General features: G+C 70.8%; 16 protein-coding genes. 6 read left to right on the plus strand and 10 right to left on the minus strand.

What is annotated here, in order from left to right:
• The first annotated feature begins 123 nt into the window (after window positions 1–123).
• Entirely contained in the window at window positions 124–2913 is a 2790-nt protein-coding gene (locus ACWFR3_RS13295; RefSeq protein WP_453734663.1) for a glycosyl hydrolase, read from the plus strand.
• Window positions 2914–3022: 109 nt separating this feature from the next.
• On the opposite strand, the gene ACWFR3_RS13300 is transcribed toward ACWFR3_RS13295, so the two are convergent.
• From ACWFR3_RS13300 to ACWFR3_RS13335, 8 genes are all read right to left on the minus strand, one after another.
• Window positions 3023–4918, minus strand: a complete 1896-nt coding sequence (locus ACWFR3_RS13300; RefSeq protein WP_453734664.1) for an Hsp70 family protein — start codon at window positions 4916–4918, stop codon at window positions 3023–3025.
• On the minus strand, window positions 4915–6252 hold the full coding sequence (locus ACWFR3_RS13305) for a KAP family P-loop NTPase fold protein (RefSeq protein ID WP_453734760.1): 1338 nt from the start codon (window positions 6250–6252) through the stop codon (window positions 4915–4917). The genes ACWFR3_RS13300 and ACWFR3_RS13305 overlap by 4 nt, the downstream gene beginning before the upstream one ends.
• A gap of 70 nt (window positions 6253–6322) precedes the next feature.
• Window positions 6323–7201 carry an SGNH/GDSL hydrolase family protein gene (locus ACWFR3_RS13310; RefSeq protein WP_453734665.1) on the minus strand — a complete coding sequence of 293 codons (879 nt, stop codon included), beginning with the start codon at window positions 7199–7201 and terminating at the stop codon, window positions 6323–6325.
• A gap of 109 nt (window positions 7202–7310) precedes the next feature.
• Window positions 7311–8744: a carboxylesterase/lipase family protein gene (locus ACWFR3_RS13315; RefSeq protein WP_453734666.1), complete on the minus strand. Its 1434-nt coding sequence runs from the start codon at window positions 8742–8744 to the stop codon at window positions 7311–7313.
• A complete protein-coding gene (locus ACWFR3_RS13320) occupies window positions 8741–10225 on the minus strand; it encodes a long-chain-fatty-acid--CoA ligase (protein ID WP_453734667.1) in 1485 nt (494 codons plus the stop codon). The genes ACWFR3_RS13315 and ACWFR3_RS13320 overlap by 4 nt, the downstream gene beginning before the upstream one ends.
• A gap of 167 nt (window positions 10226–10392) precedes the next feature.
• Window positions 10393–11610 carry a PucR family transcriptional regulator gene (locus ACWFR3_RS13325; protein ID WP_453734668.1) on the minus strand — a complete coding sequence of 406 codons (1218 nt, stop codon included), beginning with the start codon at window positions 11608–11610 and terminating at the stop codon, window positions 10393–10395.
• A gap of 166 nt (window positions 11611–11776) precedes the next feature.
• On the minus strand, window positions 11777–13099 hold the full coding sequence (locus ACWFR3_RS13330; protein WP_453734669.1) for an MFS transporter: 1323 nt from the start codon (window positions 13097–13099) through the stop codon (window positions 11777–11779).
• Window positions 13100–13320: 221 nt separating this feature from the next.
• On the minus strand, window positions 13321–14247 hold the full coding sequence (locus ACWFR3_RS13335; RefSeq protein WP_453734670.1) for a hypothetical protein: 927 nt from the start codon (window positions 14245–14247) through the stop codon (window positions 13321–13323).
• A 186-nt stretch (window positions 14248–14433) separates the two neighbouring features.
• Between ACWFR3_RS13335 and ACWFR3_RS13340 the strand changes: the two genes are divergently transcribed.
• A complete protein-coding gene (locus ACWFR3_RS13340) occupies window positions 14434–14679 on the plus strand; it encodes a hypothetical protein (protein ID WP_453734671.1) in 246 nt (81 codons plus the stop codon).
• 148 nt (window positions 14680–14827) lie between these two features.
• Here the strand turns inward: ACWFR3_RS13340 and ACWFR3_RS13345 are convergent, their stop codons facing one another.
• Window positions 14828–15442 (minus strand): TetR/AcrR family transcriptional regulator, encoded by a 615-nt coding sequence (locus ACWFR3_RS13345; protein ID WP_453734672.1) that lies wholly within the window; start codon window positions 15440–15442, stop codon window positions 14828–14830.
• Between the two features lie 67 nt (window positions 15443–15509).
• On the opposite strand from ACWFR3_RS13345, the gene ACWFR3_RS13350 reads away from it, so the two are divergent.
• The 4 genes from ACWFR3_RS13350 (at window position 15510) to ACWFR3_RS13365 (ending at window position 20574) form a co-directional block, all read left to right on the plus strand.
• Window positions 15510–17123: an FAD-binding oxidoreductase gene (locus tag ACWFR3_RS13350; RefSeq protein WP_453734673.1), complete on the plus strand. Its 1614-nt coding sequence runs from the start codon at window positions 15510–15512 to the stop codon at window positions 17121–17123.
• A gap of 263 nt (window positions 17124–17386) precedes the next feature.
• Window positions 17387–18127 carry a peptidoglycan-binding protein gene (locus tag ACWFR3_RS13355; RefSeq protein WP_453734674.1) on the plus strand — a complete coding sequence of 247 codons (741 nt, stop codon included), beginning with the start codon at window positions 17387–17389 and terminating at the stop codon, window positions 18125–18127.
• Window positions 18128–18268: 141 nt separating this feature from the next.
• Window positions 18269–18754 (plus strand): pyridoxamine 5'-phosphate oxidase family protein, encoded by a 486-nt coding sequence (locus ACWFR3_RS13360; RefSeq protein ID WP_453734675.1) that lies wholly within the window; start codon window positions 18269–18271, stop codon window positions 18752–18754.
• Window positions 18755–18918: 164 nt separating this feature from the next.
• Window positions 18919–20574: a PucR family transcriptional regulator gene (locus ACWFR3_RS13365; protein WP_453734676.1), complete on the plus strand. Its 1656-nt coding sequence runs from the start codon at window positions 18919–18921 to the stop codon at window positions 20572–20574.
• Between the two features lie 41 nt (window positions 20575–20615).
• On the opposite strand, the gene menC is transcribed toward ACWFR3_RS13365, so the two are convergent.
• Window positions 20616–21719, minus strand: coding sequence for an o-succinylbenzoate synthase (gene menC / locus ACWFR3_RS13370; RefSeq protein WP_453734677.1), 1104 nt, complete (start codon window positions 21717–21719; stop codon window positions 20616–20618).
• Between the last annotated feature and the right edge of the window lie 29 nt (window positions 21720–21748).

Genomic DNA, 21748 nt, shown 5'->3' on the forward strand with positions numbered 1-21748 from the left:
GCATCGGGTGCTCGGCGCCCGCCTGCCCCAGCTATTGACGCTTGTTTGCGCTGGCTTTACGTTCCTCGACAGCTGAGAGCGCTCTCAAGACGCCCTCCCCGTCATGACTTTGAGGTGCCGTCCATGCCATTCCCCCGCTTACGACCCGTCCCCCACGGAAGACCGGCCGCCGCCGTGCTGCTGGTCGGCGCCCTGGCCGCCATCGGCCTCGGCCCCGCCGCCACCCCCGCGGCGGCGGCCAACGTCCCCGTCGGATCCGGCAGTTACTCCGACACCCGCCCCGCCGGAACCTCCGGGCCCACCACCAACACCGGCACCCCGGTGACCCCCAAGGTCACCCCGGCCGCCAAGGGCAAGCCGGTCCCCACCAACGACTGGTGGACCTCCCTGGCCTTCCAGCGCTACGGCGACAACCCGTACTCCACCCCGATGTACGGACACCCGCTCACCTACCAGGCCGTCTCCGGCGGACTGGAAGTCGGCTACCCCACCGACCCCGCAGTCGTCGGCGAGGGCCGCCAGTACGAATACGCGCACAAGCGCGACCTCACGCTCGGCCTGAGCGGCCTCAACTCCGCCGACACCAAGGCCGACGCCTGGTCCGACTGGACCGTCACCCCCTACTGGTCGGACGGCACCCGCACCCTGCGCACCACCATCGGCCACGGCCTGCCCTACGTCTACGCCAAGGGCTCGGGCGGCAACGCCCAGATCACCACCGCCGGCGCGCCGAACGTCTTCGCCGACCAGGGCAACGTCCTGGGCATCACGGTCGGCGGCCACCACTACGCGCTCTTCGCCCCCAGCGGCAGCGACTGGAACGTCTCCGGCTCCACGATCACCGCCGGTCTGGGCGCCAAGGACTACTTCTCCCTGGCCGTCCTCCCCTCCACCGACGCGCTCGCCACGTACAAGAAGTACGCCTACAGCTTCGTCACCGGCTCCAAGGCGACCTGGTCCTCCGCATCCGGCTCGGTCAAGGCGACCTACAGCCTCACCACGCAGGCCCAGGAAGGAAGCGAGACCGGCACGCTCCAGGCGCTCTACCGCCACCAGTGGCTGCACACGAGCGATGCGCTGACCTCGTACACCTACAAATCGCCGCGCGGCACGATGAAGGTACGCGAGGGCACCTCCTTCACCACCGCCCAGAAGTCCTCCTCCGTCCTGCCCGCCCTGCCCAAGTCCTCGGGTGTGGACCGGGCACGCCTGAAGACCTACCTCGACGAGGTGGCGAACGCGTCCGACCCGTTCTCGGGCGCCACCGACACCTACTGGACGGGCAAGGCCCTCGGCAAGCTCGCCCAGCTCGTCCCGGTCGCCGACCAGATCGGCGAGACCGGCACCCGCGACAAGCTCCTGGGCCTGCTCAAGGGCCGGCTCCAGGAGTGGTTCACCGCGGGCGGTGCCAGTGAGTTCTCCTACGACAAGGACTGGAAGACCCTCACCGGCTACCCGGCGTCGTACGGCAGCGACACCGAACTCAACGACCACCACTTCCACTACAGCTACTACGTCTACGCGGCGGCGATCGTCGCCCAGTACGACCAGGGATGGGCCGCCGACTCGGCATGGGGCGGCATGGTCAAAACCCTTATCAAGGACGCGGCCAACCCCGCCCGCGGCGACTCGGCCTTCCCCTTCCTGCGCGGCTTCGACGTCTACGCGGGCCACAGCTGGGCCTCCGGACACCAGGGCTTCGCCGCGGGCAACAACCAGGAATCCTCCTCGGAGTCGACCAACCTCAGCGCCGCCCTGGTCCTGTGGGGCTCGGCCACCGACAACGCCGAACTGCGCGACCTGGGCGCCTACCTGCTGACCACCGAGTCGGAGGCGATCGCCCAGTACTGGTTCGACGCCGACGAGCAGGTCTTCCCCTCCGGCTTCGGCCACGACACCGCGGGCATGGTGTGGGGGAGCGGAGCGGCGTATGCCACGTGGTGGACGGCGAACCCCGAGGAGATCCACGGCATCAACGCCCTGCCCATCACCGGGGGCTCACTGCACCTGGCCGGGCACAAGGCCGCGATCCGGCGCAACCTCGCCGAGATGGTGCGGGAGAACGGCGGCCCGGCCGCCGAGTGGCGCGACATCCTCTGGGAATTCGAATCGCTCGCCGATCCGGCCGCGGCCAAGTCCAAGTGGGACGCGGGCAACGCCGGCTACACGCCCGAGCAGGGAGAGTCCAAGGCACACACCTACCACTGGATCAACACCCTGGACACGCTCGGCGCCCCCGACACCACGATCACGGGCGACATCCCGACATCGGCGGTCTTCGCCAAGGGCACGGCACGCACCTACGCGGCGCACAATTTCAGCTCCTCGCCCCGCACGGTCACCTTCTCCGACGGCAAGACCCTCACGGTCCCGGCCCGCTCCACGGCCACCGGCACCGGAACGGGCGGCGGCGACCCGGACCCCGACCCGCCCACGGGCAACGTCTTCCAGCTACGTAGCGGCGGAACCCTCACCACGGCGACCGGCGCCACAGCCGGCAGCGACACCCTCGCCTCGGCGGGCGGCGCCAACCACGACGGCATCCCGCACCAGCCGCAGGTCTACGAGGCGAAGAAGGTCAACGGCACCCTCACGTCGGGCAAGTCCACGACCTTCCGCCTCCAGGTGGACGCGGAGACCGCGGTCGGCCTGGGCCAGCAGGCCAGGGTCAGCTACGACCTCACGGGCGACGGCTCCTTCGAGCGGACGGAGACCTATCAGTACTTCGCCACCGACCCGGTCACCGGCTGGGAGACCTACAGCGAGGGCCGCGGCCTCAAGTCGGCGACGGGCTCACTGGGTGACCTGAAGAACGGAACGGTGCGCCTGGAGGTGTGGTCGGCCATCGGCATTGCCCCGGCGAAACTCCGGACCGGGACGGCGGACTCCATCCTGACCATTCCGTTCGGCTGACCGCGGTTCCGTGTCCACGTGATACGCCCGCTACCGCTCCCTGCCGGGAACAGGCAGGGAGCGGTAGCGGGCGGGGATATCCGTTCCCCACCCCTCACGAGGGGACGGTTCAGGCCGGATTGACGAAGCGCTCGATCTCCTTCGCCCGGTCGTCCATCTGCGAGGCGACGGACTCCGCGACCTCCTCCACGAGGTTGGTGATCTCGGTCGGTTCCAGGTGTGCCGTCTCCAGGACGCGAAGCAATCGCCAGCGGGCCGCATATTCGATTCCCGCGGCGCCGCCGACGATCACGGCACCGGCGGCGGCCACCACCCCGGCGGCGGCGAGGAGCGGAGCGGCGCCCCCCTTCCGGAAAGCCTGTACCGCCCCGTTCATGAGAACGCGGCCCGCCCCGTGCGCGCTTCCGGTGTTCGTCAAGATGCCTTGTGTCGTACCTGCTGTCCGCAGAACACCGCGGATACGTGCCTTCATCGCGGCACTGACGACGTTCGGCACCGTCAGGTCGAGTGGAAACCGATCGTCCCGGATTCCGTAGGCACGGCAGATGTCCAGAACGAGCGGGGTCAACGAGGACTCCAGCCGCGCTCGCAGCCGCCCGAACACCGCGTCGACATCGGCCATCTCACGGATCTGCTCGTCCAGCGAGGGCGAATCGGCGTCGCTGTGCCCCGCACTCCGCCCGACACGCTGCCGCAGCAGACTGATCACCTCGTCGAACGATTCGAGGAGCCTGGCGCGAATTTCCAGGGTGAAGTCGGCCTGGTCCTTCAGAGCCCGGATGTCACGCCGAAAGCGCTCCACGCCGACCCGATGCTGGCCGGCGCTCGCCAGACCTCGGGCCACGGTGAACGAGGGAGCGGGGTCGTTGCGTACCGTCGCGTCCGGGAATGCCTCGGCACAAGCCTCCCGGACGACCGGCATCCGTGAGCCGCCGCCGGTCACGACGATCAACTGAGGCCGGGCGGAGCCGAGATGTCGCTTCGCCCGGGTCAGCAGGGCGCGGAAGTCGTCCGCCCAGCCGCCCGGGGCGGCAACCAGCCGGGGGATCTCCACGCCGCGCAGACGGCCGCCGCCCTTGTCGATGATCGGGGCGAAGCGGGTGGCACAGCCCTGGGGCATGGTCAGGAAGTTGCCCCCACCCGTGTAGCCGGACGAGAACTGTGCCTCCTTGGCCCGGCGGCACACCAGCCGGAGCATCTGTGCTCCACCGGCCACTGTCAGGGCATCGGTGAACTCCTTGTCCCCGGCCAGTGCCGCGCGCATGAGGGCGGCGAGATCGTCATCGATCCGACGGCAGCCGAGTGAGGCTCCCACCGGCAGATTGCGCGGTTCGAGATCGTCCACGTACGTGAAGTCCGTCGTCGAGGAACCGACGTCGACGATCAGCACCTCCCGCAGTGCGTCGCGATCGAGACCATTGCCCCGATCCTCCGCGTGCCGGTCCCGGACATGGACCAGCGCGGACTGCGACTCGGGCATGAGCTGCACGGGTACGTCGAGAGGTGCGAACTGCCGCGCATACGCCTCGACGGCGTCCACCGGCCACCCCGCGGGATGCCCCACATACACCGCGCAGTCCTCCTTGACCTCGGGATGGCGGTGGAAGAACTCGCGGAGCAGCGCCTGGGAGAACGGCACTTGCCGCGGCATGACCTGCTGCTCGGGGTCGAAGGCGGTCTTGAAGTTCACGCTGAACTGCAGACAGTCGTTGGACATCACGGCTGGTTCGCCGATCAGAAGCCTGGTGGACTCCTCATGGTTCTCGTCCTCGTCCCCGTCCTCGTTCTCGCTGTGGTCGTCGTTCTTCCCGTGCTCCCACGCGATCGCCGTGATGATGCTCTTCTCGTTCGTGTGCCGTTCGAAGACCTCCGGCTCGTCCCCCATGGTGTCCGGATCCGTCGACAGCCAGCACAGAGCGCTCTCGCCGTCCCCGATGTCGAGTCCGATGACATGGCGGGGGCCGGGAGTGCGGAAGGGCTCCTGCGGTGAAGCGGCCTGGCTCATGACGGCTCCTCGGGAGCCGAGGGCAGACCGCCGGTCACGGTGAGGATCTCGGTGAGGAGTCTGATCTCCTGCTCGTTGGGCGGTGGCGGGAAGCCGAAGCCCGCGCGGTGCGGCGATACGTCGGCGAGGAGCCGTCGTACGCCCGGATTCTCCTGGGCGACCGTTTCGTCCCGACCGCCGAGTTGTGTCTTTCGGGCCTCGGCCTCGTCGAAGCGGAACCAGATGGCCGGATCTTCCTGGAGGACGAGGAAGAAGGACGGGTGCAGCATCCGTAATGCCAGCAGAACACCGGCGTGCAGCAATCGCTGTACGGACGGCGCCTGCTGCAAGTCCAGGGTCGCGGCGGAGAGATTGAGGCCGTTGATGAATCTGCGCACCCGTCGGGGATTGGCGCCGAAGGCGGACCGGATCAGTTCCCAGAGTTCCGTGGAGTCGGCCAGTTCCGGAGGCCGGATCGTCGTCTGCAATTGGCGGTAGAGCGCTTCGAACGGCACGACGGGCAGGTGGTACGGGAAGTGGATCAGCTTTTCCAGGTACTGCTGGCCTCGGACGAGATCCGGTTCGTCCGCGCCGGCCTTCCGCCCGGCCGCCTCGGTGATCACCTGTTGGTCCATCGCCAGGACGAAAACACAGGATGCCTCGCCGAGGAACAGTTTCAGGGAGTCCAGTACGGTGATTGCCGCATCCTGGGTGCAGCGGTCGAGGTCGTCGACGAAGAGGACGAGTCGGCCGCCGTCGGTGTACCGGTGGACGACATCCTTGAAGTCCTCCTCGAAGTGATTGACATGGCGGTATGCCGCGGTGTCCGAGGTCGTGATCGTCTCCTGGAAGCGATCGACGTCATCGGCCGTGAGGAAACCGCCGCTCAGCGGGCCGGCCGCCCGGCGGGCGAGGAGCCAGGCAGCGGTCTGGCTCAACTGCCGTACGGTGGCCAGCGTCTCGGTGAACCTCTCACGCTTTGCTTCACCGGCCTTGCTGCGACGCCTCTCCAGATCGACGGCCATTTCGGTGAGCACGGTCTGGATAAGCGCGTGCCAGATCTCGTCCTTCTGGTCGTACTTCCATGGGTTGAACCAGATGGCGGGAATCTCACGCTTGCGCAGCAAGTCGCGGCAGATATGCATGAAACTCGACTTGCCCATGCCCCACGGGCCGAAAATTCCGACGGTGAGCGGAAGGTCGTCCGTGCCCTCCAGTGCGTCACACAGAACTCGGGCATGTGCCAGAAACCCGAATGCATCACCGGATGCATCGGATATCGCATTGTCCGAGAGCAGCCCGATTTCGCGCATCGCCCCATCCCCCTCAGCGCACCGACAGAGGTGCCGCTCCATTTTCGTGGGGCGGGGGCGGCGGGGGTAGGTTCCGGCGAAAACGTCCTTCACGCACCGTCGTACGTGGTATTTATCGCGATGATGTGTCCGCCTCTACGGCGTCAGCCAGCGCCTGGCCGTAGGCGCGGGAGCCCGCGGCGTTGGGGTGCAGGGGGGCCGCGTCGCGGGTGGAGACGGTGCCTTCGATGTAGCGGTCGGCCGCGGGGGCGCAGGAGTCGTGGCCGGTGCCGAGTTCCTTGGCGTCGACGAACGTGGCTCCGTGCCGTGCGGCGGCTGACCGCAGCACCCCGCCTACCTGGTCGATCTTCGCCTGGATGTAGTCGGCGTCCTGGCCCCAGTAGGGCTGGCGGGGGAAGCAGCCCCCGTCGCGGAAGTACTTGCCGTAGCCGACGACGAACACCTTTGCATGCGGGGCGCGTTGGCGGACGGTGTCGAGGGCGGTGTCGAACTTCGGGGCCCAGGCATCGATGGCCTTGCCGTACCGGTCCGTGCCGCCCCGGGTGTTGGCCGTCGCGCAGCTCTTGCCGAGCGGCTGCGGCAGGGCGTTGAGACAGCTGACCGTGAGCGCGGACAGGGCGCTGTCATTGGCGCCGATCGTGATGCTGACGAGGTCGGTCTCGGCCGAGAGCGCGTCGTACTGGGGTGCGGTGCCGGCGTGCTGTGACGTGGTGAAGTCGTCGGCGGTGGCGCCGGAACAGGTCACGTCGGTCAGGTCGGCGCCGAGCGCGTCGGCGGCGACATGCGGGTAATCGGCCAGCGAGCGCAGGCACTTGGGGTCGGCAGGGTCGACGGGGCGCACCAGCGGGGCGGCGGCGAAGGAGTCGCCGAGTGCCACGTACTGGAGGCGGTCCTCTTCTCCCGCGGCGGCCGTCGCGGTGGCGGTCGGTGCGGTGAGGGCGGTTCCGCAGAGCAAGGTGGTGACCAGCAGGGCGCGCGAGGGCGTTTTCATGGCGGTGTCCTTGTCGTGGCTGTGCGGGTGGGTGAGCATGCCGATGGGCGAGTGAGTGGCACAGGGGAGTCGTGCGGGGGAGTGGTACGGGGCGGCCGTCTCCGCGTCCCTACGACCACAGGCGGCGTTCGTGCTCCCGGGGCGCGAGCACGACCCGGGCGCCGTCGGTGCCGTAGGTCATGACGGGGCGCTCGGCGCTCCACTCGGGCCAGCCGGGGTCCTCGCCGCTCGCGAAGGCGATCCACGCGCGGTGCATTGCCTCGGCCAGGTGGCGCGGCGCCGTCTCGCCCGCCAGGAGCAGGCTGTCGGGTGCGTCCAGGGTGTCGAAGACGAAGCTGATCTCCAGGGCGTGGCAGGCGCCGAGGCCGTGCTGCGGGGATGGCCAGGCGAACTCGTAGACGAAGGTCCGGCCGGGGCGGTCCGCGCGGGCGTCGGCAAGGCGGTTGAGGGGGACGCGCAGCATCTTGTCGGTGACGATGGCGCCGAAGATCTCGCCGGGTGACGCGTCGGGCCTCGCGGCGCGGTAGACGGCCGGAGCCCTGCCGGGAGCCTGGCCCTCGTGGACGGCGGCCGACAGCGTGGCCTCGCTGATGCGGTCGACGTAGCCGCTGGGCACGAACCACAGCCGGTACTCGTCGGTGTTGCTGCCCAGCAGGACGTCGATGCCGTCGGCGGCGCCCCGGGTGAGCGCGGTGGCGGGGTCCTCGGGCAGGACGTCGCCGTCGACGACGAGGTGGAAGCCGCGTCCGCCGGTCAGCGGGGTGCCGCCCGCGGTGGCCGCCCGTTGGGCGTCGAGCAGCCGGGCGCGGTCCACGCGGGCGAAGTCCGCGGCGGTGGGCGGGATATCGAGGTGTTCGGCGATGGCGGTCGTGGTGCGGGCCGCTTCGGCGCGGTCGACGGCCGTGGGGGCTCCGCTCTGCAGGACGGCCCGCCGGAAGAGGCCCCTGGCGTGCGGGCTGGCGAGCAGGGCCGCGATGCTGATGGCGCCTGCGGACTCGCCGAAGACGGTGACGTTGTCCGGGTCGCCGCCGAAGGCGCGGATGTTGTCGCGCACCCAGGCCAGCGCGGCGATCTGATCGCGCAGGCCGAGGTTGGCCGGGGCGTCGGGAAAGACGCCGAACCCTTCGATGCCCAGGCGGTAGTTGAGCGAGACCAGCACGACGCCGTCGCGGGCGAAGGCCCGGCCGTCGTAACTGGACACGGAGGACGAGCCGTTGCGCAGGGCGCCGCCGTGGATCCACACCATGACCGGGCGGGCGCCGTCGCCGGGCGCGGCCGTCCAGACGTTGAGGTTGAGGCAGGCGTCGCCGGGGATGTCCGGGTCGGGCAGGAGCGCGTCCAAGGGCGGCGCGTAGGGGTTCTTGGGGGCGGTGGGGCCGAAGGCGGTGGCCTCCAGGAGGTCTTTCCGGCGCGGTGCGGGCGCCGGGGGAGCGAATCGCAGGGGGCCCACGGGGGCCGCGGCGTAGGGGATGTTGCGGAAGACGGCGATGCCGTCCTCGAGGGTGCCGCGCACGGGGCCGCACTCGGTGTCGACGACGCTCATGCGCAGGCCTCCTTCAGCTCACGCTTGAGGATCTTGCCGCTCGGCCCGAGCGGCAGCTCGCCCAGCAGGCGTACGACCCGTGGGTACTTGTGCCTGCCGAGATGCTCGCGCGCCCAGGCCACGATGTCCTCGGGCGCGTCGGCGGCGCCGGGGCGCAGGACGACGGCCGCGCAGATCTCCTCGCCCCTGGCCTCGTCGGGCAGGCCCAGAACGCTGACCTGGGCGATGGAGGGGTGGCGCGCCAGGGTCTCCTCGACCTCGCGCGGATAGACGTTGAAGCCGCCGCGGATGATGAGGTCCTTCTTGCGGTCGACGATGCTCAGATAGCCCTCGGCGTCGTGCACGCCGAGGTCGCCGGTACGAAACCAGCCGTCGACGACGGCGGCCGCGGTCGCCGCGGGATCGTCGAGGTACCCGGCGAAGATGTTGTGGCCGCGCAGTACGACCTCGCCTACCTCGCCGGGCGCGAGGAACACGATCCGGTCCTCGGTCTCCGCGTCGGCGACGGCCGCCTCCACGCCCCAGATGGGGTGGCCGACGGTGCCGGGCCTGTGTCCGGTGGCCAGCTGGTTGAACAGGGCGGCCGGTGAGGTCTCGGTGAGTCCGTAGCCCTCCAGGACGACGGTGCCGAAGGCGGCCTCGAAGCGTTCGAGCAGCGCGGTGGGCAGGGCCGCGCCGCCCGAGACGGCCATGCGCAGGCCGCCGGGACGCTCCCCGCCGTGCTCCGCCGTCTCGGTCAGGGCGTGGTACATGGTGGGCACGCCCATGAAGACGCTCACGCCTTCGGCCGCCATCAGCTCCAGTGCGCCGGGGCCGGTGAAGCGGGCGCACAGGACCAGGGCGGAGCCGGCGCGCAGGGCCGCGTTCATGGCGCAGGACTGGCCGAAGCTGTGAAAGAGGGGCAGACAGCCCAGGACCACGTCGTCGGGGGTGAGGGCGAACAGGTCCTGGGCGCAGACGCCGGCGTTCATCACCAGGTTGCCGTGGGTGAGCAGGGCGCCCTTGGGCCGGCCGGTGGTGCCGCTGGTGTAGAGGATCACGGCGGTGTCCTGCGCATCGCGCGGCTCGACGCCGTGCAGGGGCTCTCCGCCGGCGCTCACCCGCAGCACGTCGATGCCGGCCTCGGCCGCCGCTTCCTTCGCCACGGCTTCGAGGGGTCCGGCGCTGACGATCGCGCGGCAGTCGCTGTGCCGCAGCACGTAGGCCACTTCGTCGGCGACGAGCAGGGCGTGCACGGGCACGACCGTGCCGCCGGCGGCGAGGATCGCGTAGTAGGCGCGCGGGAAGTCGGCGGTGTTGGGCAGCAGCACGGCGACCCGGACCCCCGGCCCGACGCCCTGATCGCGCAGCCGGGCCGCGAAGCGCAGGACGTCCAGCCACAGCGTGCGGTAGGAGAGGCGCACGTCGCCGTCGACGACCGCGATCCGGTCGGGATGGCGGACGGCGGATTCCTTGAGGATGCTGGCGACGCTCAACTGCACGGTTGCTCCCTTGCGCGTACGAACGGGGGTGTCCGACGGCCTCAGCTTCCGGCACCCCGCCCTCGCGGGACCATGTGCAAGGGCCCAACATCACCGTGCCTGCGGTGGGCAGCGGCACCGCACCCCGCCGGGCGGCCCGGAGGCGTCTCGCCGGGCGGAGCCCGTGGTCAGTGCTCCAGCTCCAGGGCCCGCAGGGCCAGCGCCCAGCCGAGCCGGGCCTCGCCGGAGTCGGCGGGCCAGCCGGTCAGTTCGGCGACGCGGCTGATGCGGTTGAGGATCGTATTGCGATGGCAGAACAGCCGCGCGGCGGCGCCGGAGGCGGAGCAGCCCGAGTCGAGCCACACGCCCAGCGTCTCCAGGAGCACGGGGCACTCGGCGCCGCTGTGCAGCACCCCGTCGAGGTAGCGCATGGTCAGGCGGTCGGCGATCTCCGGCTCGGCGCCGAGAGCGGCGTGCACCAGGCGCTCGTCCAGGGAGGCGACCTCGCCGCTGCCGGGCGCCAGGGTGTCGAGGGCGCGCCGGGCGAGCCGCAAACCCTGGGCGGCGGCGGGCAACTCCTCGAACAGCGGCGATATCCCGGCCCGGCACACGCCTTGGTCGCGCAGCACGTCGGCGAGCTGGGCGGAATCGGCCGTCCTGACCCGGACCAGGCCCGCGACCGACTCCGCGCGGGGCCGCCAGAAGGACCACATGCCCAGGGATTCCAGTGCGGGGCCGGGGTCGGGCGGGGAGGCCGGATCGAGGGCGTCCTGGGCGATGACGACGACCACATACCGGCCGTGCCGGGGCACTCCCAGGGCGGTGGCCGCCGCGGCAGCCACCGCGGGGTCGCCGCCCCGGCCGTCGAGGAGGGACTCGAAGAGGGCGCCGCGCTTGGACGTCTCGCGGTGCAGGAGCTCAAGGGTGCGCAGCCGGTAGGCGTCGGCCATCGCGGAGGAGAACCGGTCGATGGTCTCCCACACCGCGCCGGCCATGTCGCCCACCAGGCGCTGCTGTGCGGGTGAGCGATCGCGCATCCAGTCGGCCATCGCCTGCCACAGGACGCGCCCGCCGCGCCGGTAGGCACGCAGGACCGTGTCCAGGGGCATGCCCTGCTCGGCGCGCAGCCGCCCGTTCTCGGCCGCGACCGCCTCGAAGCGGTGATCGGATGCCATCCCGCCGAACTCGTGCAGAGCCAGCTCCATGTTGCCGCGCAGGACAAGGCGCAGGTCCTCGCGCGAAACCGGGCGCCCGCTGGCGTAGGTCGTGCTGTGGGCGCAGATGTCGGCCGCCAGCCGGTCGACGAGCCGGTCGATGTCGTCGACCAGCGTCACGGCCAGCTCGCGGCGCAGCGCCAGCTCCTCGTTCATGACGGTGTTCACGGCAGTGTTCACGGCGGCGTTCATGGCCGAAGGATAGGCACGTGTCGCGGTGGCTGAAATCGTGCGATTGCCCAAGCCGCCCGATCAGGCGGTGGGCAGCCGCACAGCAAGAGCCCCTCGGCGCGCCGGCCCCGGAAGGCGGGGGAGCGGTGCACCGAGGGGCGTACGTGTACGGGCGGTCGGCGCCGGGTCAGTCGGCGATCGCCGGGACCCGGCCCGGCAGGGCCCCGTCCTCGCGGCCGACGGTCCGCTTGAGGAGGGAGGCCAGGGCGATGCCCGCCAGGCCCGCGATCACGACGAAGACGAACGGGGTGCGTTCGCTGCCGGTGCGGCCCTCGATCAGGCCGAAGACCATCGGGCCGAAGAAGCCGCCGAGCAGCCCGACGGTGTTGATGAACGCCAGGCCCACGGCGGCCATCAGGCCCGACATCCGCGACATCGCCACCGACCAGAACAGGGGCAGTGTGCCGGTCAGGAAGAAGTTGGCGGCGAAGAGCAGCGCGTAGCGGACCCCCACGGAGTCGGTGGGCAGGTAGAGGCCCATGGCGGCGGTCCCGGCGACGGCGCAGAGCACGATCAGTCCGGTGTCGTTGCCGATGCGGCCGTGCAGCCAGGGGAAGAACAGGACTCCGGCGAGGATGGCCACGCCCATGCTGCCGGTGACCAGGCCGATCGACAGGGAGCCCTCGACGCCGAGACCCTCCACGATGGACGGCAGGTTGAAACCGATGGCCGAGGTGACGAGCTGGTTGACGAAGTACGTGCCGGCCAGCAGCAGCACCACCGGGCGCCCGAAGGCCAGTTTGAGGTTGCCGCGCAGCCGGTGGGGCGAGGGCTCACTGCCGGCGGCGCGCTCCGAGAGGGCAGCGGCCTCCTGCGGCGAGAGCCAGCGCGCGTCCTGCGGGCGGCTGGGCAGGGCGATCCAGACCACGACGCCGACGGCGACGGTCACCAGTCCCTCGACCAGGAACATCCACTGCCACCCCTGGAGCCCGGCGACGCCGTCGAGGGTCATCAGTCCCCCGCCGGCCGGGGCGCCCAGGATGGTCGCGGCCGCCGGCGCGGTGTAGATGAGGCCGACGACGGTGACGCGGTGCTGCTGCGAAAACCAGAGGGTGACCGTGTACATCAGCGCCGGGTACAGGCCGGCTTCGGCGGCGCCGAGGGCGAAGCGCAGCGCGTAGAAGGAGGTTTCCCCCTGGACGAACATCATGGCGGCCGACACCAGCCCCCAGGTGACCGCGATGCGCGCGATCCAGGCCCGGGCACCCACCCGGTAGAGCACCAGGTTGCTGGGGACCTCCAGAAGCGCGTAACTGACGAAGAAGACGCCCGCGCCGAGCCCGTACGCGGCGGCGCTGACGCCGATGTCGGCCTCCAGCTGCGTCTTGGCCAGCGCGACATTCGTGCGGTCCACATACGACATGAAGTACGCCAGGCCGAGCAGCGGCAGCAGCCGGCGTATCGCCCTGCGGGTCGCGATCGAGTGGAGCGCTTCGGAGGCAGTGGGCATGGGAGTCCTTCCCGCGGGCGCAGACGCGCGCAGCAGGCCGTGATGGAGGAGAAGCGGTCCGCACGTCGCCGCTCAGCGATTGCGGGGGTGCGTCGCTCGTGGACGTTCAGCTTCGGCGACGGCCCGTTGCCCCGGCCATGTGCATGTGCCCACCATGCGCGGCGGCCGGATGGGCACCGGCACGCCGCCGCCCGCCGCGTACTCCCGCACTCCCGTACTGCCTAGCCCCGCCCGCCGAAGCGCGCCGCGACGGCCTGCTCCAGGGACAGGCCGCTCGCTCGGTCCTCCGGTTCGAGGAAGGCGTGGATCACGGCGAGGGAGATGGTGCCGGTCAGCGAGCGCCGGCGGGCGTCGTCCACGACACCGGAGGCCGGATCGCCGAGGGCCCGCAGCGTCACGCCGTCGTTGGCCGCGGACAGCGCGTCGGCCAGGTCGTCGAGTGTGAGCCCGGGGCGCAGCCGCAGGCCGCGCTCACGCAGGACAGCGGCGTACAGCTCCTTCCAGGAGCCCAGGTAGGCCGCGTAGATGCCGGAAGTGATCCGTGCGATCTCCTCGTCGGCGTCGGCCACCGTCATCAGGGCCAGGCCGAGCCGTACGGAGGGCAGGTCCATGCCGTCCGTGGTGTGCCGGTGGGCGATGTCATGGACGGCGCGCACGAAGTCGCGGCCGTCGCGCCCGTGCACGAGGCGCCTGGTGTTCGCGTCGCGCTGGGTGCGGAACTCCGGGCGGTAGTTCTCCTTCCACACCGCGAAGTTGATGAGATCCACGATGAAGTTCGAGTACGGCGTCCAGCGGTCCCGCAGCAATCCCGCGCCATCGCCGTGTCGGGCGAAGGGCTCGGGGTTGTGGCCGAACGCCTCGCCCACGCAGCGCTGCGACAACGGGCCGAGCAGCAGGCTCTTGCTCGTGACCGGCCGCTCGGTGCACGGCCCGAAGTGCTGCTCGAGCAGCCGCATCCCGGCGGCCAGGAGCGAGGCCGTCACCCGGTGGTTCGCCAGCCGGGCGCGGCCCCAGGCGGTACGGCGGTTGAGGCGCGGCAGGATCCCTGACAGGTCCTGGTTGTAGGGGAAGGGCAGGTCCCGCTTCCTGCGGTGCGTGCGCGGCTCGTGCTGGTCGTCCTGGCCATCGCTGTCGTCCCTGTTCTGCATGCGCGCATGCTCTCGGCCGTTGTGACGGCCAACAACCCCCCGGGTGCGTGGAGGTGACCGGGAGCGAGGCACGCCAGGCAACTCCACGCTCCTGCGGGGCATCGAAGCGCAAGCCCCGGGCGGTACACCGGGCAGCGCCCCTCTCTCGCACCTCGCACCTCGTACTTCGTAGAAGGACGGTTGACGATGCTCACTTCCAGTACCGGCGTGGCCCTGTGGCTCCTGGGCTGCGCGGCCGCGAGCCGCGCCCTGACGCGGTTGCTCCTCGGGCTGCTCGCCGCACACGCCACTCGCAAGGCGCTGAGCCAGTCGGACGTGCCCCAAGGGGAGTCGAAGGCGGCGGAGCTGCTGCGCGCCCACCGGTTGGCCGTCCTGCTCACCCTCCTGAACGGCCTCAAGGCGCCCTGCTCCCTGCGCCGGCCTCCCCGATGAGTGCGGGACAGTACCGGCAGACGCGAGGGCGCAGCAGACAGGGAGTCATGGTCATATCGAGTGACTTGACGCCCATCCCTCAACCTCAGCTTTAGCGTGAGTGTTGGCGGTTGCTGCGGTCGGAGACCCGGCCCTCGCCGGCTCAGGCTTACGGGGCGAGCATGGCGACGATCCGCCCGAAGCGGGACGTCATCTGCGCGGCGCTCTGCTCGGGGTGGTGACGCCACCAGGTGACCGCGGCGCTCACCGTCCCGTACCAGAGATGCGTGGCGAGGTCGGCGTCGAGCGGGTCGTCGGCCGGGGCGGACCGGAGGAACTCGGATACGCCGACCGCACCCAGACGATTCAGCTCGCGCCGGTAGACGGTGGCCGCGGCATGGAGCCCGCCCTCCGGTGGCAGCGTTGCGTCGTAGACCAGTTCCCAGTCGTGCAGACGCGACTCGAGCGCGTGGAAGACGGCGGCGAGGGTGCGCGCGGCGCGCGTGATGTCCGAGGGGCCTTCCCGGGCGTCCCGCACGGCGGCCACCAGGCGGGTGCCGGCGCGCTCCAGGCAGGCCAGGTAGAGGCCGTCCTTGGACCCGAAGTACTCATAGATCAAGGGCTTGGTGATGCCGGCCCGCGCCGCCACCTGCGCGGTCGACCCGCGGGCGTAGCCCTTCCTGCCGAACTCGTCGGCCGCCGCGTCCAGGATCAGCTGCTCTCGTTCCCGGCGCGGCATTCCCTTGGTGCCGACTCCGCGCGTACCCGCCTCGTGCTTGCCCATGTTCTGACCCTATGCCAAGGTAACCGCCAGGTAACTTACCCTGCGTTCAGATCGGTGGTGCGGGCCTATGAAGGGCAAGACGCGTTCGTGGTGGGGCTGGGGAAATGTCGAGGACGCGGTCTCCGGATCCGAGCGCGAGGAGCTCACCCGTCGCACCGCCGAACTGCTGCCCAACGCGGATCTGACCGTCCACGAGGCCCCTCCGATCGAGGCGTTCGGCGTGGGGGCGAGCAGGATCAAGGCGCCCGACGCGCTGACTGCGATCGTCTCCGCAGACGTGCGCGACCGCCTGGCGCACAGTCACGGGCAGGCCTTCCGCGATGTCGTCCGTGCGCTCATCGGCAAGCTGCCCCACGTACCCGACCTCGTCGTACGACCGACCTCGGAAAGCCAGGTCGTCCACGTACTCGACTGGTGCCACGACGCGAACATCGCGGTCATACCCTTCGGCGGCGGCTCCTCGGTGGTGGGCGGTGTCGAACCCCGGGTGGGGGATCGGTACACCGGCGTGGTCAGCCTCGACCTCACGTCGATGGACCAGGTGCTCGAGGTCGACGCCACCAGCCGGGCCGCCCTCGTCCAGGCCGGTGTCCTGGGGCCGCACCTGGAGGAGCAACTGCGGCCCCGGGGATACACCCTGCGGTTCTTCCCCCAGTCCTTCGAGTTCTCCAGCCTCGGCGGCTGGCTGGCCACCCGGGCCGGCGGGCACTTCGCCACGCACCTCACCCACATCGACGACCTGACCGAATCCCTGCGGGTCATCACCCCATCCGGCGCGGTCGAGTCGCGCCGCCTGCCCGGCTCGGGCGCGGGCCCCTCACCCGACCGCATGTTCCTCGGCTCCGAAGGGTCGCTCGGTGTGATCACGCAGGCCTGGGTGCGCCTGCAGGAGCGGCCGCGGTGGCGGGCGGGCGCCTCGGTCGGCTTCGCCCGGTACGACGCGGGGGTCCGAGCGGTGCGCGCGCTGTCCCAGTCGGGCCTCGATCCGGCCAACTGCCGTCTGCTCGACCCCATGGAGGCCCTGATCAACGCGGGCTCCGCGACCGCCGTCCTGGTCCTGGGCTTCGAATCCGCGGACCACCCCGTCGACGCCTGGATGCTGCGCGCGCTGGAGTTGTGCCGCGACCACGGCGGGACCCTGGACGAGCCGCCGCGCTACACCGAAAGCACCGGCCGTGCCGCGCGTACCGCGGCCGCCGACACCTGGCGCTCCGCGTTCGTGCGGATGCCCTACCAGCGCGACGCGCTGGCCGCCCAGGGCATGATCGTGGAAACCTTCGAGACGGCCTGCACCTGGGACCGGTTCGACGCGCTGCGCGCGACCGTGAACGACGCCGCCCGGGACGCCATGCGCCAGGTGGGCGCGGAGGGCGTGGTGACGTGTCGGTTCACCCACGTCTACCCGGACGGGCCCGCCCCCTACTTCGGCATCTATGCCGCAGGCCGGTGGGGCAGCACCGTGGAGCAGTGGGACGAGATCAAGCAGGCCGTGTCCGGGGCGCTCATCACGGCGGGCGCCACCATCACCCACCACCACGCGGTGGGCCGCGACCACCGGCCCTGGTACGACCAGCAGCGTCCCGATCTGTTCGCCGCCGCCCTGCAGGCCGGCAAGAAGGTCCTCGACCCGGCCGGGATCCTCAATCCCGGCGCGGTGATCGATCCTCTGCGCGCTGCCTGACGCGGACACGGTCTGCTGCGGACGCTGCCTGACGCACGCACTGTCTGATGCGCACACTGACCCTCCAGCGCACTGACCCTCCACCCCGTGGGCGTGTGTCCCGCCTGCGGGCCGCAGCGGCGGGCCCCGAACCGACCATATGCAGGCGTGCGAGACGCTGGTGCTTATCCCGCCCTGAGTCGACCATCAACGCAGCCTTAAGGATCACGGTTCCGGGCCGGCAACGGGGGATAAGCGCCGCACGGACGCCTACGTTCGATCATGTGAGTTCCCAAGCAGCCGCCCCAGACCCGTCCATGTACCCCGCGCTCTCCTCCTACCTGACGCGCACGTCACCGCGTACCTCAGACCGACGTCGCCGTACGGCGTTCGGGCCGACGCACACGGCGCCCGCGAGCGTGCCGCCCGCCCCTGGCAGCGAGGGAAAGGGGCGCCACCGCGCAGCCGCCGCCATACGCCGACAGCCTCGACCTCGGGCGCGCCACGGCGCGATCAGGGCCAGACGGAGCTTCCCGCCGCTCTCATACGGCTACGCGTCCGCGGCCCTGCTCGTCCTCACCGCGGGGCTCCTGGCGCAGTCGTACGGACGCCCGGCCCCCACCAGTCCGCATGCGGCCCCGCCCGCGCAGCAACCGGACGCTCCCCGTCACGAATCTCCGCCCGCACCCGACAAGGCGCCCTCCACGCCCACTCCGCCCAGCAAGCCCGCACCGCACCCCAGCTCCCCGGGGAGCACCGGGCACGACGCCCCGCCTGCCCACTCACACCAGGCAGCCGACAACGCATCGAGCGTCGTGCTGCGCCCGGGCAGCACGGGCACCTCTGTACGGCAGTTGCAGGAGCAGCTGGGCCAACTGCGCCTCTACACAGGCCCCGTGGACGGCTACTACAGCCACGACGTCGCCGCCGCGGTCGCCCGCATGCAGCAGGCACAGGCCATCGACGAACCGCTCGGCGTCTACGGCCCCGGCACCCGCACCGCCATCAGCACCGCGGCGCTGTAACTCTGACTCCCCGTGGCGCGGATCGATCACTGTGGCTGAGTGGAGAACGATCCGGCCGCGGGTGTCGAGAACGTGACGGCGTCTCCGTCCCAGGGGTACAGCGGCCACGAGGGGCCGCGCGCCAGAGGAGGACGACGAGTCATGGACCCCGAACAGATCGCACAGGAGCTGGCCGACGCCCACGAGCTGTTGAGCCAGGCGTCAATGGCGCGGCTGGCATACAACGGGCCCGACGGGCTGCCACGCGTCATCCCGATCGGGATCTTCTGGACCGGCCAGGAGATCGTCATGTCCACCGCGGCCACGGCGCCCAAGGTAAAAGCGCTGACCGCCCGCCCCGAGGTCGCCCTGACCATCGACACCGGCGACAGCCCCGGCTCGGCCAGGACACTGTCGGTCCGCGGCCTCGTGCACCTCACCATCGTCGACGGGGTGGTTCCGGAGTACCTCGCGGCGGCGCGGAAGAACTTCGACACCGAGTACGCGGCCGAGTTCGAGCGGAACTGCCGGGCCATGTACGACCAGATGGCGCGCATCGCACTCGAGCCGCAGTGGGCACGGTTCTACGACTTCGGTGCCGGCAGAATGCCGCGGTTCCTCGCCGAACTCGCCGAGAAGTCGAGCTGAGCCGTCATCGGCCGCCAGCACGTCTGGTCGACGGCGAGCGGCAGGCTGCAGCGCGCCACGTGTGTTCTTCAGAGGCCGCACGCTGGTACGCCCACACGATTCTCGGACCCGAACTTGTTCCGGCATACGAACCCGAGTGATGGTGGTCTTTTTAATCTGAGGTAGTGATCAGTGACGTGGCGATGAATCTCCGCACCAGTCTTGTCCGGGTGCTCGATGACTTCAGTCCTGCCCTGCTCGACCTGGTGCACGGGAGCCCGGAGCCGGTCGACGAGGTGGGCGGGGTGGTCATCCACGACCCGGGGGACGAGGTCGCCTATCCGCAGCGCGCCATCGTGCTCGGCGTCGGCGTCTACGGCACCGAGGAGATCGTCCGGCTCCTGCGCGAGCTGGGCGAGCACGGTGCGGCGGCCCTGGTGGTGCGCGGTCCCGTCGAGCCTGCCGAGGCGCCGGCAGCGGCGTGCGCGGACTCGGGAGTGGCCCTGATCAGCCTGACGCAGGGCGCGTCGTGGTCCCAGCTCACTGAGCTCCTGCGGACGCTGCTCACCGAAGGGGATATCGGCGAGTCGGGGGCGGAGTCCCTGGGCGGTGTTCCCTCCGGTGATCTGTTCGCGCTGGCCAATGCCGTCGCGACGCTGCTGGACGCGCCGATCACGATCGAGGACCGCCGCCAGCGGATCCTGGCCTTCTCGGGCCGGCAGGACGAGGCGGACCAGTCGCGCGTGGCCACGATCCTGGCCCGCCAGGTGCCGGAGGCGTATCTGCGGATCCTGGAGAGCCGCGGGGTCTTCAGCGAGCTGTACCGCAGTGACCGGCCCGTGCACATCGCGCCGGCCACGATCGAGGAGGGGGAGACGGCCATCCCCCGGGTCGCCGTCGCGGTGCGCGCCGGTGACGAGTTTCTGGGGTCGGTGTGGGCGGCGGTGGAGGAGCCGCTGACCGCCGACCGTGAGCAGGCGTTCCAGGACGCGGCCAAGCTCGTCGCGCTGCACCTGCTGCGCCACCGGGCGGGCGCCGACGCGCAGAACCGGCTGCGGGCCGATCTGGTGAGCACGGTGCTGGAGGGCGGCACGGGCGCTGTGGACGCCCTGGACCGCCTTGGCCTGGTGAACGAGCCCACGGTGGTGATGGCCATGGGCATTACCGGGGAGAAGGGTGATCATGCTCAGCTCGCCGCGGAACGCCAGCGGCTGACCAGCGCTCTTGGCATCCACCTCAACGCGGTGCAGCCACGCTCTGCGCTGGCGTTGCTGGGCGATGTGGCCTACGCCGTCGTCCCGGTGCCCGCGGACCCGGAGGCCGGCCGGGAGCGGGCGGTGCAGATCGCGGCCAACTTCCTGGAGCGCGCCGGCAAACGGGCGCAGGCGGTGATCGGCGTCGGGTCGGTGGCGAGCGACCCCTCGGCCCTTGGCCGCTCACGCACCGGGGCCGACCGGGCCCTGCGGGTGCTGATGAGCGACCTGAGCAGCAGAAGGGTGGCCTCGATCGGCGACGTATACATCGACGCCCTGCTGCTGGACCTGCGCGACCTGGCCGCGGTGCAGGGCGATGAACTGCTCAGCCCGGTGGCCCGTCTCGTGGAGTACGACACCAGGCATCGCTCACACCTGGTCGAGACACTGCGCGCGTGGCTGGACGCCTTCGGCGACATCATCGGTGCCTCGGCGAGCGTGTTCGTCCACCCCAACACCTTCCGCTACCGCATCCGCCGGGCCGCCGAGGTCGCACAAGTCGACCTGCAGGATCCCTCGGTGCGCTTCGCCCTCACGCTGCAACTGCGGCTGATGAACCCCAGCGCCCCGGTGAGTAGAGGGGAGTGAGGGCCAGCGCCTGACGCGGCTCACCGCCGTCCGGTGAAGCGCTACGACAGCTGAATCCACTCCTTGGCCGTGGTCACCTGCTCCAGGATCGCCTCCACCGGCTCGACGCCCAGCCCCGGGCCGGTGGGCACATCGAGGTGACCGTCGGCGAGTTCGAAGGGCGCGGTGACGTCCGTGGCGAAGTAGCGGCTGGAGCCGGAGGTGTCGCCGGGCAGGGTGAAGCCGGGCAGGGCGGCCAGTGCGACGTTGGCGGCGCGGCCGAGGCCGGTCTCCAGCATGCCGCCGCACCACACGGGCACACCGTGCGCCACGCACACGTCGTGGATGGCCTTGGCCTCCAGGTAGCCGCCCACCCGGCCCGGCTTGACGTTGATGATCGAAGCGGCGCCCAGCGTGATGGCCGCGGCGGCGTCCTCGGCGGACTCGATGGACTCGTCCAGGCACACCGGCGTGCGCAACTGCTTGGCCAGCGCGGCATGCTGGACCAGATCGTCGTCGGCCAGCGGCTGCTCGATGAGCAGCAGGTCGAAAGCGTCCAGCTTGGCCAGCTGGCGTGCGTCGGCCAGGGTGTAGGCGGCGTTGGCGTCCACCTGCAGGAGCAGGTCGTCGCCGAAGCGCTCGCGCACCGCGCGGACCGGCTCGATGTCCCAGCCCGGTTCGATCTTCAGCTTGATGCGGACGTAGCCCTCGTCGATGAACCCGCCCACGGCATCGAGGAGTTGGGGGACGGAGTCCATGATGCCCACCGACACCCCGCAGGGCACGCGCTCGCGCTCGGCCCCGAGGAAGCCTCCGAAGGACTGGCCCGCGGCACGCAACTGGGCATCGAGTACGGCCGTCTCCAGCGCCGCCTTGGCCATCTTGTGGCCCTTGAAGGGCTTCAGGGCGCGCTTGACGGCATGGGCGTCCGCCGCGGCCGGCAGCGCCGGGATCAGGAAGCGGCGCAGCACGTCGGCCGCCCCTTCGACGTATTCGGAGCAGTAGCGCGGTTCGGACATGGCCACGCACTCGCCCCAGCCCTCGCTCTCGGGCGTGACGACGCGGACGAGCAGGACGTCGCGGGCCGTCTCGACGCCGAACGAGGTGCGGAAGGGAGCGCGCAGGGGCATCGCGATCCGGCGCAGTTCAATTCCATCGATCTTCATGGTGCTGGGGCTCCTGGGGAGGTCAGGGG

The organism is Streptomyces sp. NPDC055189 (genome assembly GCF_053606765.1).